Annotated in this window: 1 protein-coding gene; it reads right to left on the bottom strand. The window is 33.8% G+C overall.

The genetic code is table 11. The features are described 5' to 3' along the window. A partial coding sequence (locus NW211_RS13970) for an AAA family ATPase (protein WP_258328287.1) occupies positions 1-334 on the bottom strand: 334 nt, incomplete at its 3' end. Positions 335-544: the final 210 nt, after the last annotated feature.

The following is a 544-nucleotide window of genomic DNA, read 5'->3' as shown; positions in this document are numbered from 1 at the left end:
CTTCTATATTCTGTATCTCATCAAGGAACAGATATTTGAACTCTCCATAGGTCATATATAATGCCTCAAGCAAATGGTCTAAATCACTTGCCTTCATATCCTCCATTCGGTCATCATCAAAGTTTACATAGGCAAAGTCAATCCCCTTTTGCTTAAGGAACATTTCGCATAATGTTGATTTTCCACATCGTCTGACACCTATCACAACCTGAGCTCGATTGCTCTTTAAGTCAAGTTGTGATTCTTCAGGACGTGGGTACAACTCCGAGTAATCATTCGCTAGCAACTCCTCACGCTGGTCTGCTACTATTGATAGTAATGTCTGAGTATTCATAATTCATATTATTTTACTGCAAAAATAATTCTATTTCCATAAAATAGCAAATTTTCCGTAATCTATTTCCATAAATAACACGATTTACTTATTTCTATTTCCATAAATAATACAAATTAGCAATTTCTATTTCCATAAATTCCACTCTTTGTTACAAAATCCATTATAATTTGGCACATCATTTATAGCTCTTCACTACCTCTTTTCACT

The organism is Barnesiella sp. ET7, from assembly GCF_024733785.1.
Taxonomy (GTDB): Bacteria; Bacteroidota; Bacteroidia; order Bacteroidales; family Barnesiellaceae; genus Barnesiella; species Barnesiella merdigallinarum.
This window is presented reverse-complemented; position numbering and strand designations above follow the sequence as displayed.